Below are 18,523 nucleotides of genomic sequence, written 5' to 3'. Positions count from 1 at the left end.
ATCAGTGAGGTTACCCTTACCTTACCCGCTCTGACCAGACCCTCACAACGCCGGTGGGGCGCGGATCTCTGTGATCCACGCCCCACCGGCGTCATGCGTCGTTTTCGGGCACCGCCCGCGCCCTACCAGCCCCGGGCACCGCGCCCCGGCCTACTGGCCCCGGTACATCTCCGCGACCAGGAACGCCAGGTCCAGGGACTGGCTGCGGTTGAGCCGCGGGTCGCACGCCGTCTCGTACCGCTGGTGCAGGTCGTCCACGAAGATCTCGTCGCCGCCGCCCACGCACTCGGTGACATCGTCACCGGTCAGCTCGACATGGATGCCGCCCGGGTGGGTGCCCAGGCCCTTGTGGACCTCGAAGAAGCCCTTGACCTCGTCGAGCACATCGTCGAAGCGCCGGGTCTTGTGACCGGACGCCGCCTCGAAGGTGTTGCCGTGCATCGGGTCGCACACCCACGCCACCTGGGCACCGGAGGCGGTGACCTTCTCGACCAGCGTCGGCAGCTTGTCGCGGACCTTGTCCGCGCCCATCCGCGTGATGAAGGTCAGACGCCCCGGCTCACGGTCCGGGTCGAGACGCTCGATGAGGGTGAGCGCCTCCTCCGGGGTGGTCGTCGGGCCGAGCTTCACACCGATCGGGTTGCGGATCCGGGAGGCGAACTCGATGTGCGCCCCGTCGAGCTGCCGGGTGCGCTCGCCGATCCAGACCATGTGACCGGAGACGTCGTACAGATCGCCGGTGCGCGAGTCCGTACGGGTCAGCGCCGACTCGTAGTCGAGCACCAGCGCCTCGTGGGAGGAGTAGAACTCGACGGTCTTGAACTCCTCCGGGTCGACCCCGCAGGCGTGCATGAAGTTCATCGCCCGGTCGATCTCGCGCGCCAGCGCCTCGTACCGCTGCCCCGACGGGGAGGACTTCACGAAGTCCTGGTTCCAGGCGTGCACCTGGCGCAGGTCGGCGTAGCCGCCGGTGGTGAAGGCACGTACGAGGTTCAGCGTCGCGGCGGAGGCGTGGTACATCCGCTTGAGCCGCTCGGGGTCCGGGATCCGGGCCGCCTCGGTGAACTCGAAGCCGTTGACGGAGTCACCGCGGTAGGTCGGCAGGGTCACCCCGTCCCGCGTCTCGGTCGGCTTCGAGCGCGGCTTGCTGTACTGACCGGCGATCCGGCCGACCTTCACGACCGGCACCGAGCCGGCGTAGGTCAGCACGGCGCCCATCTGGAGCAGCGTCTTCAGCTTGTTGCGGATCTGGTCGGCGCCCACGGCGTCGAAGGCCTCGGCGCAGTCGCCGCCCTGCAGCAGGAACGCCTCCCCCTTGGCGACGGCTCCCAGGCTGGCGCGCAGCTGGTCGCACTCACCCGCGAAGACGAGCGGAGGATACGACTCGAGGTCCGCGATCACATCGCGCAGAGCCTCGGGGTCGGGCCACTCGGGCTGCTGCGCCGCGGGAAGGTCTCGCCAGGTGTTGTTCCTGGCGTGGGATTCAGCATTCACGGTCACGGTGTCAACATTACGGGGTCCTTTCGGGTGCCCTCTCCACCGCCCACACAATGAGACAAAGCTCGCAGGGTGAGACGCACGCACGCGCCGGCGGGACCTCGGCTAGGGTACGGGGCATGTTCGCGCAGAAGACCATGGACTGGTGGTGGCCCGCTCTCCCGGCGGCCCACTGACTGCGCGTATCCACACACCGACGCGAAGGCCGCCCGAGGGGCGGCCTTCCGTGTGTCTGCGACAGACGCGGCCGTTCCTCCCGCCCCGATCACCGATCGAATCCGGAAGGAACCCTTCATGCACCCCGATCCGACCGCACTCCTGCACCGGCTGGCCACGGACAGCTGCCCGCCGTTCGCTCTGATCCACCGCCGCATCCCCGGCCGGCCGGACGGCGGCCAGGCCGCCGTCGAGGTGCTGATCGGTCCCGTGGAGGACGTCGGGCTGCTGGCGGACATCCCGCTGGCCGAGGGGGCGACGGGCGAGCCCGTGACGGACGCGCTCGCCCTGGTGCCGTTCCGGCAGATCCGCGAGCGGGGCTTCGACGTCCGTGACGACGGCACCCCACTGACCGTACTGCGGCCCGAGGAGGCGTACGAACTTCCGCTCGGCGCCGTACGGGACGCCCTGCCGCGGCATGAGGTGCGGGTCGAGGGCGGAGCGTTCGACGTGCCCGACGAGGAGTACGCGGAGATCGTCCGGCGGGTGATCGAGGACGAGATCGGGCGGGGCGAGGGCGCGAACTTTGTGATTCGGCGGACGTTCCAGGGCGAGGTCCCCGGCTTCTCGCGCGCCGACGCTCTCGCTCTCTTCCGCCGGCTGCTGACCGGTGAGCGCGGCGCGTACTGGACGTATGTCGTGCACACCGGCGCGCGCACCCTGGTCGGGGCCAGCCCGGAGGTGCACGTCCGGATGTCCGGCGGCACCGTCGTCATGAACCCGATCAGCGGCACCTACCGGTACCCGCCGGAGGGGCCCGGCGCCGACGGCCTGCTGGCCTTTCTCCATGACCGCAAGGAGGTGGAGGAGCTGTCGATGGTCGTGGACGAGGAGCTGAAGATGATGTGCACCGTCGGCGGCATGGGCGGGGTCGTGGTGGGGCCGCGGCTGAAGGAGATGGCACACCTGGCGCACACCGAATACGAGCTGCGCGGCCGCAGCTCCCTGGATGTGCGGGAGGTGCTGAGGGAGACGATGTTCGCGGCGACCGTCACGGGCTCGCCGGTGCAGAACGCCTGCCGGGTGATCGAGCGCCATGAGGGCGGCGCGGAGCGGGAGGGCGCAGCGGGCGGACGCGGCTACTACGCCGGTGCCCTGGCGCTCATCGGCCGCGACGCCGGTGGCGCGCAGACCCTGGACTCCCCGATTCTCATCCGCACGGCGGACATCGACGCGACGGGACGGCTGAGGGTGCCCGTCGGCGCCACGCTCGTACGCCACTCCGACCCGTACGGCGAGGTCGCGGAGACACACGCCAAGGCGGCGGGCGTGCTGGCCGCCCTGGGGGTGCGTCCCGGCCCCGCCAGGAAGGCGGAGGGAGACCGGCCGAAACTGGCGGACGACGCCCGGGTACGGGCCGCGCTGGACGCCCGGCGGGCCGGCCTCGCGCCCTTCTGGCTGCGGATGCAGCAGCAGTCGGCCGAGATGCGCGGGCACGCCCTCGTGATCGACGCGGAGGACACCTTCACCGCGATGCTCGCGCACGTGCTGCGCTCCACCGGTCTGGAGGTGACCGTACGGCGCCATGACGAGCCGGGGCTGCGGGAGGCGGCGCTGTCGCACCCCGGCCCTGTGGTCCTCGGCCCGGGGCCCGGCGACCCTGGCAACACCGCGGACCCGAAGATGGGCTTCCTGCGGGAGCTGGCGGCCACGTTGGTCCGCGAGCACCAGCACGGTCCCACCCGTCACCCGACCGCCGTCCCTCATGGAGGCCCTTCGGGCCGCGCCTCTTTGTTGGGGGTATGCCTCGGCCATGAGCTGATCGCGGCCGAACTGGGTCTGGAGATCGTCCGGAAGGATGTGCCCTTCCAGGGAGCGCAGGAGCGTATCGACTTCTTCGGGCGCGAGGAGGTCGTGGGGTTCTACAACACCTTTACGGCGCGGTGCGACGCCGGTGCGGAGGCGGAACTGGCGATGCACGGGGTGGAGCTGAGCCGCGACCCGGCGACAGGGGATGTGCACGCCCTGCGCGGGCCGGGCTTCGCGGGCGTCCAGTTCCACCCCGAGTCGGTGCTGACCCTGGACGGCGCGTCGATCACGGCGGCGCTGCTCGCGGCCGTACTGGTGTGACCGTCGGCGCGGCTCTCCGGCCGCGCCGTTCACCACCCCGGCTCACCGGTCCCGGTCCGCTGCCCCTACGACGGCTCCTCCCGCCCGAACGCCCTTTCCGGGCAGGCCGGTTGGGAGGAGCCGTACGAGAGACGCGGCAGCGGACCCGGCGGCCGCCCTGTCCGCCGGTGACGAAGGCCGGGGGCCGCCCCGTGACGACGGCCGGGGGCCGCCCGCGGACTGCCGCGCGACCGGGCGCCCGCGCGCGGGCCGGTTCCCGGGAGCGGACGGCGTCAGCCGAAGAAGACGCCGACCTCGGCGTACAGCTTCGGGTCGACCGTCTTCAGCTTGATGGTGGCATCGGCGATCGGGACCCGCACGATGTCTGTGCCGCGCAGGGCGACCATCTTCCCGAAGTCCCCGTCCCGTACCGCCTCGATGGCGTGCAGCCCGAAGCGCGTGGCGAGCCAGCGGTCGAAGGCGCTGGGGGTGCCGCCGCGCTGAACATGGCCCAGTACGGTCGTACGGGCTTCCTTGCCCGTACGGCTCTCGATCTCCTTGGCGAGCCATTCGCCGATGCCGGACAGGCGGACGTGCCCGAAGGAGTCCTGTGAGCCGTCCTTGAGGACCATGTCGCCGTCCTTGGGCATCGCGCCCTCGGCGACGACCACGATCGGCGCGTAACGGATCTTGAAGCGGGACTCGACCCAGGCGCAGACCTGGCCGAGGTCGAAGCGCTGCTCGGGGATGAGGATGGCGTTCGCACCACCGGCCAGGCCCGAGTGCAGAGCGATCCACCCCGCATGACGGCCCATCACTTCGACGACGAGCACCCGCATATGCGACTCGGCGGTGGTGTGCAGACGGTCGATGGCCTCGGTCGCGATGTTGACGGCGGTGTCGAAGCCGAAGGTGTAGTCGGTGGCCGACAGGTCGTTGTCGATGGTCTTGGGGACGCCGACGCAGTTGATGCCGTACTCGTCGGCGAGGCGTGCGGCGACGCCCAGCGTGTCCTCTCCGCCGATCGCGATCAGCGCGTCGACCTCCTGCTTGGCGAGGTTGTCCTTGATGCGGCGGATGCCGTCCTCCACCTTGAACGGATTGGTCCGCGACGACCCGAGGATGGTGCCGCCGCGCGGCAGGATGCCGCGCACCGCCGGAATGTCGAGCTGGACCGTGTCGCCGTCGAGCGGCCCGCGCCAGCCGTCCCGGAAGCCGAGGAAGTCATAGCCGTACTCCTGGACGCCCTTGCGGACGACGCCCCGGATGACCGCGTTGAGCCCGGGGCAGTCGCCGCCACCGGTCAGTACTCCGACCCGCATGGAATCTTCCTTTCTCCCGCATTGACCCGTAGTGCGGCTCACGCTAACGGTGATCCACGTCACAGAGGATGGGGCGGGGCGGTGATTCCTGAGCGGACCAAGGGCGTTGGAGGCCGAGCGTTCACTCGTACGAGCGGATGCCCCGCCTCGGGCGCGAGGCACGCCGTACAGGGCACCCGTGCGGCAGGCGCGTCAGGGAGACTCCCGGCCGTCGTCGTCCAGACCGCGCTCTATCGCGTAGCGCACCAGTTCCACGCGATTGTGGAGTTGCAGCTTGCCGAGGGTGTTCTGGACGTGGTTCTGGACCGTGCGGTGCGAGATGACGAGCCGCTCCGCGATCTGCTTGTACGAGAGCCCCTTCGCCACGAACCGCAGTACCTCCGTCTCCCGTTCCGTGAGGTGGGGCGCGCCGGGTTCGTCGGACGCGGAGGGAGCCGGGTCCGCGGCCAGCCGGCGGTACTCGCCGAGCACCAGCCCCGCCAGGCCGGGGGTGAACACGGGATCGCCGACGGCGGTGCGCCGTACGGCGTCGAGCAGTTCCTCGCCGCTGGCCGACTTCACCAGATAACCCGTGGCACCGGACTTGACCGCCTCCAGGACGTCCGCGTGCTCACCGCTGGCGGAGAGCACCAGCACGCGCAGCGCCGGATGGGACCCGACGAGCTCCTTGCAGACCTGGACACCCGGCATTCCGGGCAGGTTGAGATCCAGGACCAGCACATCGGGGGCCGCCGCCTGCGCGCGGCGGACCGCCTGCGGGCCGTCCCCGGCGGTCGCCACCACATCGAAGCCGGCCGCCGCCAGGTCGCGGGCGACCGCGTCCCGCCACATCGGGTGGTCGTCGACCACCATCACCCTGACCGTCGTGGGCTGCTCGCTCATCGCTCCCCCTCGCTCCCCCGGTTGCCCTTCGGGATCCTCAACTCGACTTCCGTGCCCTGCCCGGGGACCGACAGCAGCTCGGCGCTGCCGCCGAGGTCCCGCAGCCTGCCGCGGATCGAGAGGGCGACGCCGAGGCGGCCTTCCCGCTCGGCGTCGGCGAGCCGCCCCTCGGGGATACCGGGGCCGTCGTCCCGTACGGTCACGATCACCGCGTCCGGCTCGTCCTCCAGCAGGATCCACGCCTGTGCGCCCTCGCCGGCGTGCTTGCGGACATTGTCCAGGGCGGCACCGGCAGCCGCCGCCAACTCCGCCGCAGCCGCCGCCTCCAGGAGCACGGGCGCGCCGGGCTCCGCGAAGGACACCCGGGAACCGGCGTACGGGGCCAGCAGCGCGCGCAGATCGCACAGGCCGCCGCTCTGGGCGCCCCCGTCGGCCACGCGCGCGTGCTCCGTCTCCGGTACCTGCCCCGCCTCCTCCTCCGACGGTGCGGCCCCGGGAGCCTGACGGGCCGCGGGGACCAGGCCGCTGGAGACCAGGGTGCGCAGCGCGACCTCCTGCTCGCCTGCCATCCGGCCGAGTTCGGCCGCCTCCCCGCCGATCTCGGTGCCGCGCCGCTGCACCATCGCGAGCACCTGGAGCACGCTGTCGTGGATGTCGCGTGCGAGCCGCTCCCGTTCGCGGGTGGCCGCCTCGATCTGGAGGGCCCGGGCGAGGGTGCGCTCACTCGCGCGGGCCACCTCGACGACGTAGCCGACGGCGGTACAGGCCACGAAGAGCAGCACGATGCTGTGCACATTGCCCTTCGAGAGCTCACCGCGCTCGATGATGTTGGACAGCCCGAGGACGGTGGAGGCTGCCGCGGCCCAGCGCCAGCCGCCCTTGATGGCGAAGCCGAGCACCGCGCCCGCGGTCCAGATGGAGGGAAGGGTGGCCTCTCCGGCGGCCACGCGCGCGGGGTCGTCGAAGACGGGGGTGAGGAGGATGCCGGCGAGGGCGATGGTCATGTCGACGGCGAGGAAGCGGTAGGTGCAGCGGGAGGCCGAGGTCACCTTGTGGGAGGTGGCCAGGGTCCAGACGGTGAGGACCGCCAGATAGATCCAGCCGCCGAGCGGGCGCGCGTACTCCTCGTAGGTCCAGATGTAGCGGGCGAGCGCGTACACCATGGTCAGCAACCGGAAGGCGGTCAGCGCCTGCCACAGCGGCTGCTCCACGGACATCCGGACGACCCTTTCGCGGCGGCTCGTCCCCATGGCGCCGGGCAGCCCGCGTGCCTCGGTGCGCAGTGCCATCTCCCCACCCCCCTGCCGGGCGCGGTTACGCCCCGGCCTTCTCCTGCTCGTCCGCCTTCTCGGCCTTCTTCGCCCGTGCGGCGTGCGCCTTCTCGGCCTTCTCGAGCTCGGCCTGCCTCTTCGCGGCCTCCGCGATCTGCCGCTTGGCAGCTGTCGCGTAGATGTCGACGTACTCCTGGCCCGACAGCTTCATGATCTCGTACATGACCTCGTCGGTCACCGACCGCAGGATGAACCGGTCGCTGTCCATACCGTGATAGCGGGTGAAGTCCAGGGGCTTGCCGATACGGATACCCGGACGGAGCATCTTCGGCACGACCTTGCCGGGCGGCTGGACCTTCTCGGTGTCGATCATCGCGACCGGGATCACCGGGGCGCCGGTGGCCAGCGCCACCCGGGCCAGGCCGCCGGGCTTGCCGCGGTAGAGGCGCCCGTCCGGCGAGCGCGTGCCCTCCGGGTAGATGCCGAACAGCTCGCCGCGCTCCAGTACGCCGATGCCGCTCTTGATGGCCGCCTCACCGGCGCCACGGCCCCCGGACCGGTCCACCGGCAGCTGGCCGACGCCCTTGAAGAAGGCAGCCGTGAGCCTGCCCTTCACTCCGGGGGAGGTGAAGTACTCGGACTTCGCGATGAAGGTGACCTTGCGGTCGAGCACGGCGGGCAGGAAGAAGGAGTCCGAAAAGGACAGATGGTTGCTCGCGAGGATCGCGGGCCCCTCGGCCGGGATGTTCTCCAGACCTTCCACCCACGGGCGGAAGGCAAGCTTCAGCGTCCCTCCGATGGACAGTTTCATTGCGCCGTACAGCAACCGAGGACCTCCTGTGTCCGACGAGGAGACCTTAACCTGCTGCCGTGCAGGTCCGGCTCCCGAGGCCGCGGTCGGACCTACCCGGTGTCGGCCCCGTCGCGTACGGTGAAGTCCACACCGAGTCCCGCCTCGAACCTCGCAGCCCCCCACGACGCACCCCCACCCCGCACGCACCGCGATTCCACGACCCCACGACGAACAGGAGACCTCTGGTGCCGGTCCTCCCCGGAGCCGAGCCGTTCCGCCATGAGGGCGGAGAAACCGGCGTCCTCCTCTGCCACGGATTCACCGGATGCCCGCAGTCGCTGCGCCCCTGGGCCGACTTTCTGGCCGAGCGCGGACTGACCGTGTCGCTGCCCCTGCTCCCCGGGCATGGCACCCGCTGGCAGGACATGCAGCTCACCGGCTGGCAGGACTGGTATGCCGAGGTGGATCGCGAGCTGCGGATCCTGATCGACCGGTGCAGCAGCGTCTTCGTCTTCGGCCTGTCGATGGGCGGCGCCCTCTCGCTGCGGCTCGCCGCCCAGCACGGCGATGCGATCAGCGGCATCGTGCTCGTCAACCCGGCCAACAGGATGCACGGGCTGTCGGCGTACGCCCTGCCGGTGGCGCGGCATCTGGTGCGGACCACCAAGGGGCTGGTGAGCGACATCGCGAAGGAGGGGATGACCGAGGTCGGGTACGACCGTGTGCCGCTGCACGCGGCCCACTCGCTGCGCCGCTTCTTCCGGCTGCTCGACTCCGAACTGCCGCAGGTCACCCAGCCGATGCTGTTGCTGCACAGCCCGCAGGACCATGTGGTCGCGCCCGCGGACTCGGCCCGCATCCTGAGCCGGGTCTCGTCGACGGACGTCACCGAGACGCTTCTGGAGCGCAGCTATCACGTGGCGACGCTCGATCACGACGCCGAGCGGATCTTCCAGGACTCGTACGACTTCATCGGGCGGCTCGCTCCGCATGCCGGCAGGGAGAAGGAGACGGCGAGCGGTGGCTGAGCGCAACCCCGGTGCGGGCCGTGAGGACGGCCGGGACCCGGTCGACGAGGACGCCGTCTGGGCGGCGATCGTGGCCGGGTACGGCGAGGAGCCCGCGGACCCGGATCTCTCCTCGGAGGACGAGCGCGAGGACGAGGACGACGAGGACGAGGACGCCGCGGAGGACCGCGAGCGGCAGAAGCACCCGGGCCCGACGGGCCGGGACGACGAGCCGGACGACGACGGCCCCGAGGGGCCTGGCGCGCCCGGGAGCGCCGGTGTGCCGGACCGTCCTCTCGGCTCCAGCGTCACCGCCTTCGCGTCCGGGGTCGGCCCGCGCGACTGGACATCGCCCGACGCGTCGGAGGACGACGACGAGGGCGACGAGGGCCACTTCGTTCCCCCGGAGCCGCCGCCGCTCCCCGAAGCGGACACCACGGCGAAGTTCGCCTGGCTCGCGGTCCTCGGCGGCCCGCTGCTGCTTCTGCTCGCGGTGCTGTTGCGCTGGGACATGACGTGGTGGCTCACCGCCCTCGGCGTCGGTGGCTTCCTCGGCGGCTTCGCCACTCTGGTCGTACGGATGCGGGACGGCGACGACGGGGACGACGACCCGGGCCGCGGCGCGGTGGTCTGAAGTCAGTGCATCCGGCTACGTGTGCGCGGGGGGAACTCTGAGGGCGGCCAGCACCGGGAGGTGGTCCGTGGCCGTCCGCAGGTCCGCTTCGGTGATGCCCGGCAGGCCCCTCGGGACGCCACAGCCCAGGACCTCGACCCCATGGGTGTGGAGGATCGCTTCGATGCGCTGAGGGGGGTCGCCAGGCCGGGTGGTGTACTCGCCGCCCCACGGCTTGGCCGCCCAGGCGTCCTGCAGTTCGGCGGCCAGCCTGCGGAACGTACGGCCCTCGGGCCGGTCGTTGAGGTCGCCCGCGGCCACCGCGTGCGGGACACCGTCGGCCGCGAGGCGGTCGAGCAGCAGCCCGCCCTGCTCGTAGCGCTCACGCGCGTTCATGCTCAGATGGCAGCTGAGGACGCCGAGCCGGGCGCCCCCGATCCGTACGACGGCGGTGGCGAAGCCCCGCTGGTGGAGGCCGGGTGTGCGGGGCAGCAGAAGATCCTCCGTGCGCTCCACATGGGCGCGGAGCGAGGAGAGGATCATCGGGCCGGAGGCGGTCGCGCCGCCCGTGACGTACACGAGACCGGACTCGCGGGCCAGCCAGGCAGCGGCCTTGCGCCAGCGGAAGAACCGCGGCGCCTCCTGCACACAGACGAGATCGGGGGCGCAGGCCCGGATCACCCGGGCCAGCGCCGCCCGATCGTCACGCATCGAGCGGATGTTGTAGCTGAGCACGCGGACCACCGCGGAACCGTCGGGCTCCGTACGGGATTCGGGCAGGTCCGCGAGCATCGCTCCCATCCCTTCGTGCCGGTCCTTCGCTGCCTGTGAGCCTCTGCCGGTCAGCCCTGACGCGCCAGGTCGGCCGCGCCCACCAGTCCGGCCTTGCCGCCGAGCTGCGCGGCGAGCACCTGGGCGTGCGGCCGGTACTGACCGCCGACCAGCCAGCGGCGGAAGGACTTGCGGATCGGCTCGAGGACGAGGTCGCCCTCGTCGGAGACACCGCCGCCGACGATGAAGGCCGACGGGTCGAAGAGGGACGCCAGGTCGGCCAGGCCCGCACCGGCCCAGCGGGCCAGCTCGCGGAAGGAGTCGACGGCGACCGGGCAACCCTGCCGGGCGGCCTCGCTCACATGCTTGCCCTCGATCGAGTCGGGGGTCCCGTCGCCGAGACCGAGCAGGATCGTGGCGTTCTCGGGCGTGGCGACGGCGCGCTGCCGGGCGTAGCGGACCAGGGCACGGCCGGAGGCGTACTGCTCCCAGCAGCCCTGGCTGCCGCAGCCGCACAGCAGGCCGTCGGGGACGACTCGGATGTGGCCGAACTCGCCGGCGACGCCGAAGCGGCCGCGGCGCAGCTTGTTGCCGACGATGATGCCGCCGCCGAGGCCGGTTCCGAGGGTGATGCAGATGACGTCCTCGTGGCCCTGCCCGGCTCCGAACCGGTACTCGCCCCACGCGGCGGCGTTGGCGTCGTTCTCGACGACGACCGGCAGGTCGACGCGCTGCTCGACCTTGTCCTTGAGCGCCTCGTGCCGCCAGTTGATGTTGGGGGCGAAGAGTACGGTCGCCCGCTTGTCGTCCACATAGCCGGCGGCGCCGATGCCGACCGCCTCGACCTGGTGGCCGGTGCTGACCGTGCGTACCGCGTCCGCGATGGCGTCGACGACCCCTTCGGGCGTGGGCGGAGTGGATACCGTGCACGTCTCGAGAATCGAGCCCTCTTCGTCGACCACACCGGCCGCAATCTTCGTGCCGCCGATGTCGACGCCGATGGTGAGTCCCATGTGTCCCTCAGTTATTCGGTCGATCCCCGCTGCGACCAACCGTACCGGAGGGGGACGGGGCGTACCGGCAGTAGGGAGGGCTGGGGACGACGGGACTCACGGGCTTGACGGAGCGGCCATGTGTCCCGGCGGGAGCACGGGCTGACGGAGGGGACGTAGGTCCTGCCGGAAGCACGGGCACCGCGGGGAGGCCGTGTGCCTGCCGGATGCACCGGCGCCACCGGGAGCGCGCGGGCCCCTGCCGCGAGCCCCGAGCCCCCGTCGTCAGTCGAGGTCGATCCGCTCGGACCCGGAGGGGCCGTCCGGGCCGTCCTCACCCCGGGTCCAGCGGCGCTCCTGCCCCTGGACGGCCGCCCGGTAGGCGGCGAGGAGCTCCGACCCGGCCGCGGCGAGGTGGTCGAAGACCTCCGGGTTGCGCTCCACGACCGGCTCGACGGCAGCCCTCGCCTGGGCGATCAGCTGCTGCACGGCTCCCCCGGCAGCGGTGCCGGCGAGCGGCGCCTGGAGGGCGGAGAGCCGGTCGGCGACCGCGTCGGCCAGCCTGCGCAGCTCCTCGGCGGCGCTGCCGGGCTGTGTCCCGTACTGCGTGCGGCGGCGCGCCCTCTCCGCCGCGAGGTCCTCCGCGCAGGCCTTCGCCCAGGCGTCGGCATCGGTCGCGTCGGCGGAATCGGCTGCGGGGCGCTCGGTGGCATCGCTCATGGCGGGCTCCTGCGAAAGGGCTTCGGACGTATCTCTCGACGTTACCCGAAGGGGGGTACGCCGTTCACCGTACGGGCGGCGTCCGTGCCGTCAGCGGCCAGAGTCCCGGGTCCGGGGTGAGGCGGATCGTGAGCTCGCCGTCCGCCAGACCCGCGCCGGAGACGGCACAGCGGCGCAGTGCGGAGGGCAGCGGCAGGATCCGGCGGAAGGGCCCGACGGTGACGACGAGTTCGTCGCCGCGCCGGCTCAGGTCGAGGTCGTCGCGTTCGGCGCCCGGCAGCGGCAGCCGCCACAGCAGCACCCCCTCCTCGGCGAGCCGGTCCTCGACGTGTCCGGGGGCTCGGGCAGCAGGTGCGGTTGCGGGCGTATCGAACCCGCTGGAGAGCCCGGCGCTCTCGATCAGTGCGGCCGCGCCGTCCTGCCCCCCGAGGGTGGTGGAGGTGGCGCGCTCGACCAGTTCCTCGAGGTCGGCCCGGCCACGGGGGTCGTGGCCGAGGTGCGGCACCTCGCAGAGCGCGGTCCCGGCGGCGACATCCTCGTACAGGCTCTTCAAGGCGGTCTGCTGCCGGCCGGACGCGGCGGCGAGCCAGGGGTCGGCGGAGCCGGTGGGGAGCAGCCGGTTGGCGACGACGGCGTCGGCGTGCAGACCGTACAGGGCGAGTCCGGCACGGGCCGTGCGCAACGCGTCGGCGCCGGCCGGACCGGGCTCGATGACGATCCGGACGCTGGTCGCGTCCGACTCGACCACGGCCTGGGCGACGGCGAGTTCACGCGCGCAGCGGTCCGCGGCCTCGTACAGCCACCGTGCGGGCATCGGTACGCCGGCGAGCTGGGCCAGCATGGGCCGCAGCGCACGGGCCGCCCGGCGCTCGGGCGGCAGCAGGCGGCGGAGGTAGCGCCGCAGTTGCTCGGGCAGGGCGAGCAGCGCCAGCGCCTCCGGTGTGGGCGGCATGTCGACGATCACGACGTCCCAGGCCGCGGGCGGGACTGCGGCTGGTGGGGACCCGCTGTCACCGGCGGGGTGCGGGACATCGGCTGTCCGGCGCCCGCCCTCGTCGGCGGAGCGCCCGCCCTCATCGGCGGAGCAGGACTGATCCGGACGGGCGGAGGGCCCACGGGAAGCGTGGCCGCTGTCCGCCGCGGGGTACGCCCGTCGTGGGCCCTCCGGCCGGACGGAGGGGTCCGGAGCGTGCTCACCCGGTACGGCCGGTTCCGCCGTCTCACCGCCCGCGCACGGGTGTTGACCCTGCGGCCGGGGGCCGGGGCCGGCGGGCGGCCGTACGTCACCCCCCGCGTCGTACGGCGGGGCGGCGCCGGGTCCGGGCACCCGGGCCGCGCCGGGAGCCCCGGTGTCGTCGGCCCCGGGAGAGCCCTGTGTCCGCCCCTGTGACGGAATGTCCGTATCCGTATGGGCGCCGGGACCGCGTTCCCCCGGCCCGGAGGGCGTGAGCGCGTGCACCGCCTGCAGGGCGCGGAGCAGCGCCAGTTGCGGGGCGCCGGGGAGTTCGGTGACTTCCTCCCGGTCGAGCGGTACGGCGCCCAGCAGGTCCAGGGCGGCCGCAGCGCGCTCCTGGAGGGCCAGCAGTTCCGTACGGAGGTGCTCACCGGAGTCGATCCGGGCCGCCCACAGGCCGGGCGCGGCCCGGACCGGCCGCAACCAGGGCAGGGACCCCGTAGGGACGGCCGTACGGTCCGCTCCGCGGTCGCGGGCCGCACGGTCCGCCGGCCGGTCGCCCCTCGCCGCCATGCCGGGAATGCCGAGGACCGCCTCCAGCGTGCCGCACCGGTCGGTGGTGAGGAGCAGGGTCCGCAGACCGCGGCGGGCCGCGGCCAGGGCGGTCGCCGCCGCTACCGTGGTGCGCCCGGCACCACCCGCGCCGGTGACCAGGATCGTCCGCGTGTTCAGGCTTGTGCCTCGCTCTCGACGCGCTTCTTGAGGCCCGCCAGCGCCCGGTCGATGATGACCTTCTCCGCCTTGCGCTTGATCATTCCGAGCATGGGGATCTTGACGTCCACGGTCAGCCGGTAGGTGACCTCGGTGCGCTTGCCGCCCTCCGCGGGGGCCAGGCTGTACGAGCCGTCCAGGGCCCGCAGCATCTGCGACTTGACCAGCGACCAGCTCACCTCGTTCTTCCCGGACCAGGTGTAGGCGAGGGTGTGGTCGTCCTTGATCGCCCCGGCGTCGAGCACCAGCCGGACCTGCTCGGCGCGCCCCTGCGCATCCTTGGCCAGGACTTCGGCCTGCTTGACCTCCCCGGTCCACTCCGGGTAGCGGTCGAAGTCGGAGATCACCGCCATGACCTCGGACGGTGCCGCGTCGATCGTGATGCTCGAGCTGGTGTGTTCCGCCATCGCCGTGGCTCCTCCACTACGGTCGTCCGCGACCTGTATGCCTGGTGGTGAAGGCTACCGCGCGCAGGTCGGAGGGCCGCTGCCCGGCCCGTCCGCCCGCGCCGGGCGTCACCACTCCAGGGCCCAGGGCCGGCCGGTGGCCGCGAAGTGGCCGACGTTGACGCACTCCGTCGCCCCGATCCGCATCCGGCGCGCCAGCGGCTGGTGGACATGGCCGAAGAGCGCATAGCGCGGACGGTTCTTCCGGATCGCCTCCAGCAGTGCCGAACTGCCGCGTTCGAAGCGGCGGGCGACGGTGTCGTAGCAGAGTTCGGGCACCTCGGGCGGGATGTGCGAGCAGAGCACATCCACCTCCCCGAGCGCGGCGACCTTCTCGGCGTACGTCTCCTCGTCGATCTCGTACGGGGTGCGCATCGGGCTGGGCAGGCCCCCGCCCACGAAGCCGAAAACGCGGCCGTCGAGCTCCACGCGCTGCCCGTCGAGGACGGTGATCCCGGGCCGGACGTACTCCGGCCACAGATGTGGAATATCGACATTGCCGTAGGTGGCGTACGTCGGTTGAGGGAAGGCAGCGAAGAGTTCGGCGTACTGCTTGCGTACGGCCGCCTCGATGGCGCTTCCGCGGTCGATTCCGGCCCACAGCCGAGCGCCGAACGCGCGAGCCTCCTCGAAGCGCCGTGCGGTACGCAGTTCAACGATGCGGTCGGCGTTCTCGACGCCGAAGAGCTCTGGGAAAATGCCGCGCGAGTGGTCGGCGTAATCAAGGAAGAGCACCAGGTCACCGAGGCAGACGAGGGCGTCGGCACCGTCTCCTGCCCTGGCGAGATCCTGGCTGTTGCCGTGCACGTCGCTCACCACATGGACTCGCATGCCTCATGACCCTACGCCGTGTCCCCAGGCCCCGGGGAGCGGGCCCGACCTGCGGTTACTTTGGAGTCAACCGGCGCTGGACTAGTGTGCGCGGTGCAATCCCCCCGCGGTATGTGACGCATGAAACATCTGCGCGGAGCCCCTATCGGGATGGCACTACCGATCGGTAACGTCCGGGCAGCCCACCCACCCCCATCGCATGACATGGACCGCAGCCGACGCAGCACGCCGGACACGACGTGGCGCCGCCGGCGTCCGACGAGGAGCAGCAGTCTTGCGCGAGTTCAGCCTTCCGGCCCTGTACGAGGTCCCCGCGGACGGCAACCTGACGGATCTCATCCGCCGCAACGCCGCTCAGCATCCCGATGTGCCGGTCATCGCCAGGAAGCGTGACGGTCGCTGGCAGGACGTGACCGCCACCGACTTCCTCTCCGAGGTACGAGCGGCGGCGAAGGGTCTGATCGCCGCCGGTGTGCAGCCGGGCGACCGGATCGGTCTCATGTCCAGAACCCGCTACGAGTGGACGCTGCTGGACTTCGCCGTGTGGACGGCCGGCGCGGTCACCGTCCCGGTGTACGAGACCAGTTCGCCCGAGCAGATCGCCTGGATCCTGGGCGACTCGGGCGCGGTCGGCTGTCTGACCGAGACCGCTGTCCACGAGGCCGCGGTGGAGTCCGTGCGTGACCGTCTGCCGGAGCTGAGGAACATCTGGCAGATCGAGCGTGACGCCGTCGAGCAGCTGCGCACCAAGGGCGCGGAGATCTCCGACGCCGAGGTCGACGAGCGCAGCGCGCTGGCGAACGCCGACTCCCCCGCGACGATTGTCTACACCTCGGGCACCACGGGCCGCCCCAAGGGCTGTGTGCTGACCCACCGCAACTTCTTCGCCGAGTGCGGCAATGTGGTCGAGCGGCTGCGTCCGCTCTTCCGCACCGGCGAGTCCTCCGTGCTGCTCTTCCTTCCGGTCGCGCATGTCTTCGGCCGTCTGGTCGAGATCGCTTCCGTACTCGCGCCGATCAAGCTCGGCCTCGTACCGGACATCAAGAACCTCACCGACGAACTGGCCTCCTTCCGGCCGACGCTGGTGCTGGGCGTGCCGCGGGTCTTCGAGAAGGTCTACAACTCGGCTCGGGCCAAGGCGCAGGCGGACGGCAAGGGCAAGATCTTCGACAAGGCGACGGACACCGCGATCGCCTACAGCCGTGCGCTGGACACCCCCTCCGGACCGTCGCTGGGCCTGAAGTTCAAGCACAAGGTCTTCGACCGGCTGGTCTTCAGCAAGCTGCGGGCCGTGCTCGGTGGCCGCGGGGAGTACGCGATCTCCGGCGGCGCGCCGCTGGGCGAGCGGCTCGGCCACTTCTACCGCGGCATCGGCTTCACCGTCCTGGAGGGCTACGGCCTCACCGAGTCCTGCGCCGCCACCGCCTTCAACCCGTGGGACCGGCAGAAGATCGGCACGGTGGGCCAGCCACTGCCGGGCTCGGTGATCCGGATCGCCGACGACGGCGAGGTGCTGCTGCACGGCGAGCACCTCTTCAGCGGCTACTGGAACAACGAGTCCGCCACGCAGGAGGCGCTGTCCGACGGCTGGTTCCACACCGGTGACATCGGCACCCTCGACGAGGACGGCTATCTGGCGATCACCGGCCGGAAGAAGGAGATCATCGTCACCGCGGGCGGCAAGAACGTCGCCCCGGCGGTGATCGAGGACCGGATCCGGGCGCATGCGCTGATCGCCGAGTGCATGGTCGTCGGTGACGGCCGGCCGTTCGTGGGCGCGCTGATCACTCTGGACGAGGAGTTCCTGCCGCGCTGGGCCGAGGACAACGGCAAGCCGGCCGGGGCGACGGTCGCCGAGCTGCGGGACGACCCCGATCTGCTGGCCGCTGTCCAGCAGGCCGTGGAGGACGGCAACGCCGCGGTCTCCAAGGCGGAGTCGGTCCGCAAGTTCCGTATCCTGCCGGCCCAGTTCACCGAGGATTCCGGGCACGTCACGCCGTCGCTCAAGCTCAAGCGCAATGTCGTGGCGAAGGACTTCGCGGACGACATCGAGGCGATCTACCACAACTGACCGCCGGGACCGGCGGATCAGCCGAGGGCGGATCGAGGTGCAACGGCGGCTGTTTCAGCCGCCGTTGCTGTTTTTCGCCGGTTTCCGCCGATTTTCGCCGGCCGCCGCCGTGCTCGGCGGACACCCCGGCGCCATGACCGGGAGGACGCACCGCGCGACGCCCGGTACGGCTCCGCCCGTGGCTTCGGCCGGTGAGGCCCGTCCGAATCCGGGGGCGACCCCACGCGCTCGTCCGGAGCCGCCCGGACTCCCCTGGTCCTGAAAATGGCGGCTCCCCGGTACGGGCCGGGCACGTGTACGGCGTCCGCCGCCCGGGTGCGGGCCCGGGAGACCCGTGCCCGGCGGTACCGGGCAGTGCTCTCTCGAACGTCGGCCCGAACGGGGCGTCGCGGCGGTCGAGCTGCTCCGACCGCCCCGAACGGGCGTCGCGGCGGTCAGAGCAGCTCGGTGAGCCGCTCCGCCAGCAGGTCCCAGCGCCAGCGCTCCTCCACCCAGGCGCGCCCCCGCTCCCCCATGCTCCGTCGCAGTTCGGGGTCCTGGAGCAGAGCGACGATCCGCTCGGCCGCGTCCTCGGGCGCGCCTCCGCGCACCACCCAGCCCGTCTCCCCGTCGAGCACGGCGTCCGGTGCGCCACCGGAGTCCCCGGCCACGACCGGCAGCCCGGTGGCCGAGGCCTCCAGATAGACGATGCCGAGACCCTCGACGTCCAGGCCGCCGCGGCGGGTGCGGCAGGGCATCGCGAACACATCACCGGCCCCGAAGTGCGCGGGCAGCTCCTCCCAGGGAACCGGGCCGGTGAAACGGACCGAACCGGACACGCCCTTCCCGGCGGCGAGCCTCTCCAGGTCCCCGCGGTACGGACCGCCGCCGACGATCAGCAGGACGGCGTCCGGCACGGCGGCCAGGATCCGCGGCATCGCCTCGATGAGTGTGTCCTGGCCCTTGCGCGGCACCAGCCGGGAGACACACACCACCACCGGGCGGTCCGACAACCCGAGCCGCTCCCGGATCTCGTCACCGCCCGACCCCGGGTGGAACGTCTTCTCGTCCACCCCCGGCGGCAGTTGGACCATCCGGCCCGCGGCCTGCGGCGTGAG

Annotated in this window: 16 protein-coding genes and 1 pseudogene; 4 read left to right on the top strand and 13 right to left on the bottom strand. The window is 71.9% G+C overall.

Annotation, left to right across the window (positions count from 1 at the left end; all coding sequences use genetic code 11):
- Positions 1 to 150: 150 nt before the first annotated feature.
- Positions 151 to 1,500 (bottom strand): class II 3-deoxy-7-phosphoheptulonate synthase, encoded by a 1,350-nt coding sequence (locus ACTWQE_RS25860; RefSeq protein WP_443331447.1) that lies wholly within the window; start codon positions 1,498 to 1,500, stop codon positions 151 to 153.
- Positions 1,501 to 1,791: 291 nt separating this feature from the next.
- Between ACTWQE_RS25860 and ACTWQE_RS25855 the strand changes: the two genes are divergently transcribed.
- Positions 1,792 to 3,783, top strand: coding sequence for an anthranilate synthase family protein (locus ACTWQE_RS25855; protein ID WP_443331446.1), 1,992 nt, complete (start codon positions 1,792 to 1,794; stop codon positions 3,781 to 3,783).
- Positions 3,784 to 4,055: 272 nt separating this feature from the next.
- On the opposite strand, the gene ACTWQE_RS25850 is transcribed toward ACTWQE_RS25855, so the two are convergent.
- From ACTWQE_RS25850 to ACTWQE_RS25835, 4 genes are all read right to left on the bottom strand, one after another.
- The gene (locus tag ACTWQE_RS25850) at positions 4,056 to 5,084 is read right to left on the bottom strand and encodes a 6-phosphofructokinase (RefSeq protein WP_443331445.1); all 1,029 of its coding nucleotides are present in this window, start codon (positions 5,082 to 5,084) and stop codon (positions 4,056 to 4,058) included.
- Between the two features lie 192 nt (positions 5,085 to 5,276).
- Entirely contained in the window at positions 5,277 to 5,966 is a 690-nt protein-coding gene (locus tag ACTWQE_RS25845; protein ID WP_443331444.1) for a response regulator, read from the bottom strand.
- On the bottom strand, positions 5,963 to 7,255 hold the full coding sequence (gene macS / locus ACTWQE_RS25840) for a MacS family sensor histidine kinase (protein ID WP_443331443.1): 1,293 nt from the start codon (positions 7,253 to 7,255) through the stop codon (positions 5,963 to 5,965). The genes ACTWQE_RS25845 and macS overlap by 4 nt, the downstream gene beginning before the upstream one ends.
- Positions 7,256 to 7,280: 25 nt before the next feature.
- Complete coding sequence (locus ACTWQE_RS25835; protein WP_443331461.1) at positions 7,281 to 8,048, bottom strand: lysophospholipid acyltransferase family protein; 768 nt, start codon at positions 8,046 to 8,048, stop codon at positions 7,281 to 7,283.
- A gap of 227 nt (positions 8,049 to 8,275) precedes the next feature.
- On the opposite strand from ACTWQE_RS25835, the gene ACTWQE_RS25830 reads away from it, so the two are divergent.
- On the top strand, positions 8,276 to 9,058 hold the full coding sequence (locus ACTWQE_RS25830; protein WP_443331442.1) for an alpha/beta hydrolase: 783 nt from the start codon (positions 8,276 to 8,278) through the stop codon (positions 9,056 to 9,058).
- On the top strand, positions 9,051 to 9,671 hold the full coding sequence (locus ACTWQE_RS25825) for a hypothetical protein (RefSeq protein ID WP_443331441.1): 621 nt from the start codon (positions 9,051 to 9,053) through the stop codon (positions 9,669 to 9,671). Before ACTWQE_RS25830 ends, ACTWQE_RS25825 begins: the two co-directional genes overlap by 8 nt.
- A 15-nt stretch (positions 9,672 to 9,686) precedes the next feature.
- Here ACTWQE_RS25825 and ACTWQE_RS25820 read toward each other — a convergent pair whose 3' ends face one another.
- The 7 genes and pseudogenes from ACTWQE_RS25820 to ACTWQE_RS25790 form a co-directional block, all read right to left on the bottom strand.
- Positions 9,687 to 10,451, bottom strand: coding sequence for an endonuclease/exonuclease/phosphatase family protein (locus ACTWQE_RS25820; protein WP_443331440.1), 765 nt, complete (start codon positions 10,449 to 10,451; stop codon positions 9,687 to 9,689).
- Between the two features lie 41 nt (positions 10,452 to 10,492).
- On the bottom strand, positions 10,493 to 11,434 hold the full coding sequence (locus ACTWQE_RS25815; protein ID WP_443331439.1) for an ROK family glucokinase: 942 nt from the start codon (positions 11,432 to 11,434) through the stop codon (positions 10,493 to 10,495).
- Between the two features lie 264 nt (positions 11,435 to 11,698).
- Complete coding sequence (locus tag ACTWQE_RS25810) at positions 11,699 to 12,133, bottom strand: DUF5304 domain-containing protein (protein ID WP_443331438.1); 435 nt, start codon at positions 12,131 to 12,133, stop codon at positions 11,699 to 11,701.
- A 64-nt stretch (positions 12,134 to 12,197) separates the two neighbouring features.
- Positions 12,198 to 13,880 carry an ArsA family ATPase gene (locus tag ACTWQE_RS25805; protein ID WP_443331460.1) on the bottom strand — a complete coding sequence of 561 codons (1,683 nt, stop codon included), beginning with the start codon at positions 13,878 to 13,880 and terminating at the stop codon, positions 12,198 to 12,200.
- A gap of 45 nt (positions 13,881 to 13,925) precedes the next feature.
- Positions 13,926 to 14,021: pseudogene (locus ACTWQE_RS25800) on the bottom strand (ArsA-related P-loop ATPase); the annotation flags it as partial.
- Positions 14,022 to 14,035: 14 nt separating this feature from the next.
- Entirely contained in the window at positions 14,036 to 14,485 is a 450-nt protein-coding gene (locus tag ACTWQE_RS25795; RefSeq protein WP_443331437.1) for an SRPBCC family protein, read from the bottom strand.
- A 108-nt stretch (positions 14,486 to 14,593) separates the two neighbouring features.
- On the bottom strand, positions 14,594 to 15,355 hold the full coding sequence (locus ACTWQE_RS25790; protein WP_443331436.1) for a metallophosphoesterase family protein: 762 nt from the start codon (positions 15,353 to 15,355) through the stop codon (positions 14,594 to 14,596).
- 274 nt (positions 15,356 to 15,629) lie between these two features.
- Here ACTWQE_RS25790 and ACTWQE_RS25785 point away from each other — a divergent pair, with 274 nt between their 5' ends.
- A complete protein-coding gene (locus ACTWQE_RS25785) occupies positions 15,630 to 17,426 on the top strand; it encodes an AMP-dependent synthetase/ligase (protein ID WP_443331435.1) in 1,797 nt (598 codons plus the stop codon).
- Positions 17,427 to 17,860: 434 nt separating this feature from the next.
- On the opposite strand, the gene ACTWQE_RS25780 is transcribed toward ACTWQE_RS25785, so the two are convergent.
- On the bottom strand, positions 17,861 to 18,523 hold a 663-nt coding region (locus ACTWQE_RS25780), incomplete at its 5' end, for a glycosyltransferase family 4 protein (protein ID WP_443331434.1).

The organism is Streptomyces sp. 8N706 (genome assembly GCF_052245415.1).
In the GTDB taxonomy this organism is placed as follows: Bacteria; Actinomycetota; Actinomycetes; order Streptomycetales; family Streptomycetaceae; genus Streptomyces.
This window is presented reverse-complemented; position numbering and strand designations above follow the sequence as displayed.

Excerpts from the sequence above, each read along its gene's own strand:
- ACTWQE_RS25790 (WP_443331436.1), bottom strand. The coding sequence starts at position 15,355 with ATGCGAGTCCATGTGGTGAGCGACGTGCACGGCAACAGCCAGGATCTC.
- ACTWQE_RS25795 (WP_443331437.1), bottom strand. The coding sequence starts at position 14,485 with ATGGCGGAACACACCAGCTCGAGCATCACGATCGACGCGGCACCGTCC.
- ACTWQE_RS25855 (WP_443331446.1), top strand. The coding sequence starts at position 1,792 with ATGCACCCCGATCCGACCGCACTCCTGCACCGGCTGGCCACGGACAGC.
- macS (WP_443331443.1), bottom strand. The coding sequence starts at position 7,255 with ATGGCACTGCGCACCGAGGCACGCGGGCTGCCCGGCGCCATGGGGACG.
- ACTWQE_RS25810 (WP_443331438.1), bottom strand. The coding sequence starts at position 12,133 with ATGAGCGATGCCACCGAGCGCCCCGCAGCCGATTCCGCCGACGCGACC.
- ACTWQE_RS25835 (WP_443331461.1), bottom strand. The coding sequence starts at position 8,048 with ATGAAACTGTCCATCGGAGGGACGCTGAAGCTTGCCTTCCGCCCGTGG.
- ACTWQE_RS25815 (WP_443331439.1), bottom strand. The coding sequence starts at position 11,434 with ATGGGACTCACCATCGGCGTCGACATCGGCGGCACGAAGATTGCGGCC.
- ACTWQE_RS25850 (WP_443331445.1), bottom strand. The coding sequence starts at position 5,084 with ATGCGGGTCGGAGTACTGACCGGTGGCGGCGACTGCCCCGGGCTCAAC.
- ACTWQE_RS25805 (WP_443331460.1), bottom strand. The coding sequence starts at position 13,880 with ATGGCGGCGAGGGGCGACCGGCCGGCGGACCGTGCGGCCCGCGACCGC.
- ACTWQE_RS25845 (WP_443331444.1), bottom strand. The coding sequence starts at position 5,966 with ATGAGCGAGCAGCCCACGACGGTCAGGGTGATGGTGGTCGACGACCAC.
- ACTWQE_RS25820 (WP_443331440.1), bottom strand. The coding sequence starts at position 10,451 with ATGGGAGCGATGCTCGCGGACCTGCCCGAATCCCGTACGGAGCCCGAC.